This is a genomic window from Pseudoalteromonas sp. PA2MD11 (genome assembly GCF_017808125.1).
In the GTDB taxonomy this organism is placed as follows: domain Bacteria; phylum Pseudomonadota; class Gammaproteobacteria; order Enterobacterales; family Alteromonadaceae; genus Pseudoalteromonas; species Pseudoalteromonas simplex.
The window spans coordinates 230,578-237,842 of record NZ_JADKNF010000001.1; the positions used below are offsets into that span (position 1 = coordinate 230,578).

Genomic DNA, 7,265 nt, shown 5'->3' on the forward strand with positions numbered 1-7,265 from the left:
AAGTTGAAGTAACCACCTTGAATAGCCAGCAAATAATTGCCCGTTTTAGTTTAAGTCAAACCACAGAGCGCCCAGCTAGCATTCGCTTTAATGCCGAAAAGCGTGCCAGTGCCGTAATGTTACCTCTGCTTGATGTCAACGACGAAGCGCATTTGTTATTGTGCAAGCGACCTAGTTATTTACTTCATCACCCGGGGGAGATTTGCTTACCGGGTGGAAAGTATGAAGAACAAGATGACACTCTGCTGCACACCGCCCTTCGAGAGCTCAATGAAGAGCTTAATATTGCGACACACCAAGTGACTGTCCACGGTAAATTACATCAATACGCGACTCTAACCGGTTTCACTATTGAACCTTTTGTGTGTGTCCTTAGTGAGGGCACAACATGGCAAGCAGATCCCAACGAAGTTGCTGCCAGTTTTTTACTACCCTTATCTTATTTAAGTAATCAACAAAATTGGCAACCCCTCCCCTTTGAGCGAAATGGTAAAACCATTACTTTGCAAGGCTTGATGACCCCCCATGGTCTGCTTTGGGGAGCAACAGCAAGCATTATTAATAACTTTATCAAGCAGCTCGCCCTACCAGTTTAATTATCCTGCTTTTAGGGTTACACAGACACGTTTAAACGTTATCATGTGGCACCGTTCAAAGGCAGGTAGTATGCCGTTAATAGAAAAATGAGTAGCAAATTATGATCAGTGCATTCGATATGTTTAGTATTGGTATTGGCCCATCGTCATCTCACACAGTTGGCCCGATGCGCGCTTCGCGTTTATTTGTAAACGAACTAGAAGAAAAAAACTTACTTGCAAACGTCACCGATATTAAAGTTGAGCTATTTGGCTCACTCGGTCAAACAGGTATTGGCCATGGCTCTGGTAAAGCTGTGATCTTAGGCCTTGCCGGTTATGATCCAGAAACCATTGATGCTGATTTAGTCGACGATATCCTCGCAAAAATCGAAAAAGAGCAGGTTATTTATTTAAACCAAAGCCATAAAGCCAATTTCCCTAAGCAAGGTGCGATTGTATTTCATCGTCGTAAAACTCTACCAAAACACTCAAATGCAATGGAAATCATTGCTAGCCAAAATGGCGAAAAGTTATTCAGCAAAGTGTATTACTCAATCGGTGGCGGCTTTATCGTCAGTGATGAAGAGTTCGAGAACGAAAAACAAAAAGCACTCGAAATTCGCGAAGAAAACCCAGCGCCTTATCCGTTTAACACAGCTAAAGAGTTATTAGAGCTATGCCGTGAATCAGGGTTTAGTGTATCAACACTTATGATGCATAACGAAAAAACCCTGCGCAGCGAAAAAGACATCAAGGATGAGCTGTTTAATATTTGGCAAGTAATGAAAGCCTGTATTGAGCGTGGTATGCGTACAGAAGGGATTTTACCAGGCGGATTAAAAGTAAAGCGCCGTGCCCCTAGTTTACACCTTAAATTAAATATTGAAGTAAACAACGACCCATTACGTGCGATGGACTGGGTTGATTTATTTGCCCTTGCTGTAAACGAAGAGAACGCTGCCGGCGGCCGTGTTGTTACCGCACCAACCAATGGTGCTGCAGGTATTTTGCCAGCAGTATTAATGTATTATCACACTTTCATTAAAGAAGTAGACCGTGATATTGCTACTCGTTACTTATTAACGGCGGCAGCAATTGGTATTTTATATAAAAAGAATGCGTCAATTTCGGGGGCTGAAGTTGGTTGTCAAGGTGAAGTGGGCGTTGCTTGCTCAATGGCAGCGGGTGCACTAACTGAAATCATGGGTGGTAATGTTGTACAGGTTGAAAACGCCGCTGAAATCGGCATGGAGCACAACCTAGGTCTAACTTGTGACCCTGTTGGCGGTCTTGTACAAGTACCGTGTATTGAACGTAATGCAATGGGCTCAATTAAAGCAATTAATGCGTCACGCCTTGCAATGCGTGGTTCTGGAGAGCAAAAAGTAACCCTTGATAAGGTCATTAAAACCATGCTCGATACAGGTAATGATATGAAAACGAAATACAAAGAAACCGCTCGCGGTGGCTTAGCAGTTAATATCATCGAGTGTTAATTTAAGCAAAATAAAAAGCCGCTTTAAAGCGGCTTTCTTATCTCTATTTTACTGGTAACTCAATGTTTTCGAATAGCTTATCAACATCTTCTTGGTTACGTAATAAACTTGCTCGTTCAACCAGCTCTTTCGTTAAGTGCGGGGCAAAACGCTCAATAAAGTCATACATGTAGCTACGTAAGAAGCTGCCTTTTCGAAAACCAATTTTAGTGGTGCTCGCTTCAAATAAGTGACTTGCATCAATGCAGACTAAATCAGTATCTGTTATTTGATCAATCGCCATAGACGCCACAACACCCACACCTAGCCCTAAACGAACATAAGTTTTAATGACATCAGCGTCCGTTGCAGTAAAGACAATATGCGGCTCAAGGCCATGAGCATTGAAGGCTTTATCTAATTCAGAACGACCAGTAAAACCAAACACATAAGTTATCAGTGGGTATTTAGCCACATCGGCAACCGTTAAGTTATCAGCCTTTTGCGCAAGCGGGTGTGTTTTTGCCACAACAATACTGCGATTCCAGTGATAGCACGGCAACATAACTAAATCAGAGTATAAATGTAGTGCCTCAGTCGCAATGGCAAAGTCAGCATCACCGCGTGCTGCCGCATCAGAAATTTGCTGTGGCGTTCCTTGATGCATATGCAGAGAAACTGCCGGGTACTTTTTCATAAAGCCTTGAATAACATTCGGTAATGCGTAACGAGCCTGAGTATGAGTAGTCGCAATGTTAAGTTTACCTTGATCAGGCAAAGTATGCTCATTAGCAACCGCTTTAATACCTTCAACTTTCGACAATATCTCTCGCGAAATATTAATTATTTCGTTACCGGCACTGGTTACATGGGTAAGGTGTTTGCCACTACGGCCAAAGATCTGTACGCCCAGTTCGTCTTCAAGCATACGAACTTGTTTCGAGATCCCCGGTTGCGAGGTAAATAAACTTTCGGCTGTCGCTGAGACATTCAGTTTATGATTTTGGACTTCGACTATATATCTGAGTTGTTGTAGTTTCATGGCTGCATTGTAAACGTTGTTATTGTTTATTTATAAAGGCTGCAAAGCGCAATGCCAAGCGATATTTCATCGCGCTATACATTTATATCGATTGTTTCTAAGGCTAACACATTAAATTAATGCTCGGTAGCCGTGTTTACTCGCAAAATATTCAATAAAGATGTTAGTTTAGCGCTATACTCATTATAAAGTAGTAAACTTAATAAGTTTATTCGAGATAACTACCGCAAAACTGTTCAGATCTAATCTTTTTAAGGTAATATAAAAAAATTAGATAGTTAAAACTGAGATTTAGTAATGATTGTTTCTATCATCATCATGCTCATTGTTGCATTAATTGTGATCGCATTATGGGTCAGTGCTGTGCAACAACACAAAGAAAAACAAGAAGCAGAGCGCCGCAAAGAGTTAACTAAGCAAAAGAAAATCATTGAAGAAGCAGAAGACGTGCTGCTTAACAGTGCCAATATTCCCATGTCTGAGAATATTCTACGTATTATTCAGCGCCGTATATATGATGCTCTTGCAAGTATGGTACAACTCTCTCCAAGTTCTAAGGAACTCAAAAGTCGCTTAAATGAAGCTAAACAGCGTTTAGGGGGTCCAATTGAGGCGAATAATAGCGACTCATTAGTGTTACCAGACAACGATAAGCAGCTTATTTCTTTAATTCAAGGAATAAAAAAACTAAGGGCAGTGCTACGCTCTGAACATAGTAAAGGTAAAATCGAGAGTCAAATATTTGTTGCCGAAGATAAACGCCTTGAAAAACTACAACTTCGAATCAACGTAGAAAGCCAAATTAAGCGTGGGCTTTCAGCTCGCTCAGCAAATATGGTGGGCTCTGCCAGACAGTATTTCGAAAAAGCACTGGCAACGCTTAACTCAGTTAGCTATAGCGATGAATATGTAAACTCGAAAAGACAAGAAGTTGAAGGTTATTTAGAAACGATTAGCTCTGAGTTGAAAGCATCAAATGCGACGTCACTAAAGAAGAAAGCAGAACAAGAGCAGGACGATTTAGACGTGTTATTCGCACCAAAGAAAAAGTGGTAAACCACTTTTTCTTTGCTTTGTGAAAATTAAGATAAAAACGCAAACTTAACAATAAACAGCGCTGTTAATACCCACACACTAATACTGATTTCATCTTTTTTACCACATACCAACTTCACGGCAGTATAAGAAATAAAACCAAGCGCAATACCGTGAGCAATCGAGAAAGTTAACGGCGTCATTAATAATACTACGCTCACTGGAATGGCATCTGTCATATCATCCCAATTTACCAGCTTTAAGTTTTGCATCATTAACACAGCTACATATAAAATTGCACCTGCCGTTGCATAAGCTGGGATCATGCCAGCAAGTGGCGCAAAGAACATCATTAACAAGAAACAAATGCCTACAACAACAGCAGTTAGACCTGTACGGCCGCCCACAGACACACCTGCTACTGATTCAATGTAAGACGTTGTTGTTGACGTACCAAGCATTGAGCCTGCAATGGTAGCTGTGCTGTCAGCGCTTAATGCACGACCTAAACGAGGCATTTTACCTTGTTCATCAGCAATACCTGCTTTTTGCGTTACAGCAACTAAAGTGCCTGAAGTATCAAACAAATCAACAAATAAGAACGCAAATACCACTGTTAGCATTGAGATTTCGAATGCTGCTGCAAAATCCAATTGCATAAAGGTTGGTGCAATTGAAGGCGGCATTGAAATAATTCCTTGATACTCCACAAGGTCTAAACCAAGCGCAATAGCCGTTACTAATAAAATACTGATAAGTACGCCGCTTTTCATATCGCGGTATAACAGTGCTGCAATAACAAAAAAGCTAAAAATCGCAAGTAGTGGACCTGGGGCTGTGATATCGCCTAACTGCACTAAGGTTGCAGGGCTTGCTACGATAATCCCGGCGTTTTTCAATGCAATAAGCGCTAAGAAAGCACCGATACCTGTGGCAATGGCTCGCTTTAATACCAGTGGAATAGCGTCTATGATCCACTCTCTCACCTTAAATAGGCTTAAGAATAAAAAGATACAACCAGACATAAAAACTGCACCTAATGCAGCTTGCCAAGTGTAGCCCATGCCCAAAACAACACCATAAGTGAAGAAGGCGTTCAAGCCCATACCCGGAGCCAGTGCTAATGGGTAGTTTGCCCATAAACCCATGATAAAACAGCCAATTGCAGCAGCAATACAGGTTGCTACGAATGCCGCACCTTGGTCCATTCCCGCTTCTGCTAGCATGGCAGGGTTAACAAATACAATGTAAACCATGGTAATGAATGTAGTGATGCCAGCAATAGTCTCGCGGCGCACAGAGGTGTTGTTTTCAGTGATTTTGAAAAGTCTTTCGAACATGTTGAACTTTAAGTTGAGATTAATTGGCTAATTTTATCATATTTTATCTCAATAAGAGGACATTTTACCTTGCAATGTTCTAAACTAATAAGGTCTTTTATTTCAAGAAAATAACTAAACTATGTCTGATAATTCGCCAGTAGGCTTAGATTTAGAGCAACAGCTTGATAATGTACTTGCCTTTATTACCCAACCCGATAAAGGGTCGGCGCCAGATAAAAGTACTCAATCTGTTGAAAACGTACTAAACAAAGCTTTGTATTATTTAAAAAATGAACAGCCTCCCCTTGCTGCCAAATGGATGCGCTTAGCAGCTATGGCGGGTAACCATAGAGCGCAATTTTATATGGGGCTGTTTTTCATCAAAGGACAAGGTGTTCCGCACAGTGTTTTTCATGGTGCGGTGTGGCTAAGTCTGGCAAGTAGTCAAGGTTATGAACCTGCAACGGCTGCACTTGATGATCTTAGAAAGCACATCAGTACGCGCAGATTACATGATGCGCAGAGCTATGCAGCGACCTTATACGAACAAATCCACCAGCAACAGTTTGCACATTTAATTCCTCGAGATCCTGACGCAAGCTAACACGCGTCAGGTTCTACAACTCATTAATGCTGTCTTGTCAGTTTACTCTCAAATGTTATGAGACCTGCACCAACTACAAGCAATAAGATACCTATAAACTCAAGCCACACATGGCCTTTATGGGGCTTGATAATAGGTGTTTTTGAAGTAAGGCTATATAAACGCCTGCCTTGCTCGCCAGATTCTACAAACGAAATACCTTTATAGTCCGCTGAGATAATAAACTTAAAATCATGCCTGCTGATCATTTCTCGACGTTTTGCATCTATTTTCTCGCGGCTTTGTTCTACGAGTAGCGTTCGCCAATCATGAAAAATGCCATCTGGTTCATTATCTTTTACTACACCATGTGATTTGTACTCATAGAACGTTGTATTGAATAGCTTTTCTTGATGCCCTAAATAAAACATGGCACAGCCTAGCGCACTTAACAGTATCGCAATATAGATTAATGAGCGCTGTTTAATGAATTGCTTATTACTTTGTTGCTTATACCAAGCTTCAATGTCAGGCACATTAATCAATCTCGCTTTATCTACAGAATGTTTTAATGGCTCCATAAAGTCGCAAATTGTTAGATTGAGCGCCGTTAATATTGAACGAAATGTGTCGTTTGAAGGCACTGATTTATCGTTCTCAAGTTTTGAAAGGTAGCTTTGCTCTATTCCAACTTGCTCAGCAAATTCTGGTTGGCTTAGTTTTAGCTCACTGCGATAGTGTTTTAGTTGTGTTCCGAATGTACTCATAACGCATTTCCTTTTTGTTGTGGAGCCGCCATTCTTTGCTATTCATGCAGATATAAAAAGCTGAATAAATAGGAATAATTAAGAATATTAGCAAGATAGGAAGAAATTTACGAGATACGAGATACGAGATACGAGATACGAGATACGAGATACGAGATACGAGATACGAGATACGAGATACGAGATACGTTTTCAGTATAAGGAAATACTAAGGCGTAGTGTAAAGACTTATATAATCATTTGCTTGAGGAAAACAAATGGCGGAGTGGACGGGACTCGAACCCGCGACCCCCGGCGTGACAGGCCGGTATTCTAACCAACTGAACTACCACTCCGCAGTGGTATGTGCATGGGGTAATGCACTTAATTTGTTTATGATATCAAATGGCGGAGTGGACGGGACTCGAACCCGCGACCCCCGGCGTGACAGGCCGGTATTCTAACCAACTGAACTACCACTCCC

7 protein-coding genes and 2 tRNA genes are annotated in these 7,265 nt (G+C 41.2%); 4 read left to right on the plus strand and 5 right to left on the minus strand.

Translation table 11 applies throughout. The features are described 5' to 3' along the window. Positions 1-17 precede the first annotated feature (17 nt). Positions 18-596 carry an NUDIX hydrolase gene (locus tag ISP07_RS00930; RefSeq protein ID WP_166339455.1) on the plus strand — a complete coding sequence of 193 codons (579 nt, stop codon included), beginning with the start codon at positions 18-20 and terminating at the stop codon, positions 594-596. 101 nt (positions 597-697) lie between these two features. Further along, complete coding sequence (locus ISP07_RS00935) at positions 698-2,074, plus strand: L-serine ammonia-lyase (protein WP_054551617.1); 1,377 nt, start codon at positions 698-700, stop codon at positions 2,072-2,074. 43 nt (positions 2,075-2,117) lie between these two features. On the opposite strand, the gene cysB is transcribed toward ISP07_RS00935, so the two are convergent. Then, positions 2,118-3,095, minus strand: coding sequence for an HTH-type transcriptional regulator CysB (gene cysB, locus ISP07_RS00940; protein ID WP_054551618.1), 978 nt, complete (start codon positions 3,093-3,095; stop codon positions 2,118-2,120). A 297-nt stretch (positions 3,096-3,392) separates the two neighbouring features. Between cysB and ISP07_RS00945 the strand changes: the two genes are divergently transcribed. After that, the gene (locus ISP07_RS00945; RefSeq protein WP_054551619.1) at positions 3,393-4,151 is read left to right on the plus strand and encodes a hypothetical protein; all 759 of its coding nucleotides are present in this window, start codon (positions 3,393-3,395) and stop codon (positions 4,149-4,151) included. Between the two features lie 26 nt (positions 4,152-4,177). Here ISP07_RS00945 and ISP07_RS00950 read toward each other — a convergent pair whose 3' ends face one another. Further along, the gene (locus tag ISP07_RS00950; protein ID WP_054551620.1) at positions 4,178-5,470 is read right to left on the minus strand and encodes an NCS2 family permease; all 1,293 of its coding nucleotides are present in this window, start codon (positions 5,468-5,470) and stop codon (positions 4,178-4,180) included. 121 nt (positions 5,471-5,591) lie between these two features. Here ISP07_RS00950 and ISP07_RS00955 point away from each other — a divergent pair, with 121 nt between their 5' ends. Continuing rightward, a complete protein-coding gene (locus ISP07_RS00955; RefSeq protein ID WP_119852042.1) occupies positions 5,592-6,056 on the plus strand; it encodes a sel1 repeat family protein in 465 nt (154 codons plus the stop codon). A gap of 23 nt (positions 6,057-6,079) precedes the next feature. On the opposite strand, the gene ISP07_RS00960 is transcribed toward ISP07_RS00955, so the two are convergent. The 3 genes from ISP07_RS00960 to ISP07_RS00970 form a co-directional block, all read right to left on the minus strand. After that, positions 6,080-6,802, minus strand: a complete 723-nt coding sequence (locus tag ISP07_RS00960; RefSeq protein ID WP_209326518.1) for a helix-turn-helix domain-containing protein — start codon at positions 6,800-6,802, stop codon at positions 6,080-6,082. 258 nt (positions 6,803-7,060) lie between these two features. Further along, positions 7,061-7,137: transfer RNA gene (locus tag ISP07_RS00965), tRNA-Asp, on the minus strand. A gap of 50 nt (positions 7,138-7,187) precedes the next feature. Then, a tRNA-Asp gene (locus ISP07_RS00970) sits at positions 7,188-7,264 on the minus strand. Position 7,265: the final 1 nt, after the last annotated feature.

Coding starts and splice junctions, on each gene's coding strand:
- ISP07_RS00935 (WP_054551617.1), top strand. CDS start 698: ATGATCAGTGCATTCGATATGTTTAGTATTGGTATTGGCCCATCGTCA.
- cysB (WP_054551618.1), bottom strand. CDS start 3,095: ATGAAACTACAACAACTCAGATATATAGTCGAAGTCCAAAATCATAAA.
- ISP07_RS00945 (WP_054551619.1), top strand. CDS start 3,393: ATGATTGTTTCTATCATCATCATGCTCATTGTTGCATTAATTGTGATC.
- ISP07_RS00950 (WP_054551620.1), bottom strand. CDS start 5,470: ATGTTCGAAAGACTTTTCAAAATCACTGAAAACAACACCTCTGTGCGC.
- ISP07_RS00955 (WP_119852042.1), top strand. CDS start 5,592: ATGTCTGATAATTCGCCAGTAGGCTTAGATTTAGAGCAACAGCTTGAT.
- ISP07_RS00960 (WP_209326518.1), bottom strand. CDS start 6,802: ATGAGTACATTCGGAACACAACTAAAACACTATCGCAGTGAGCTAAAA.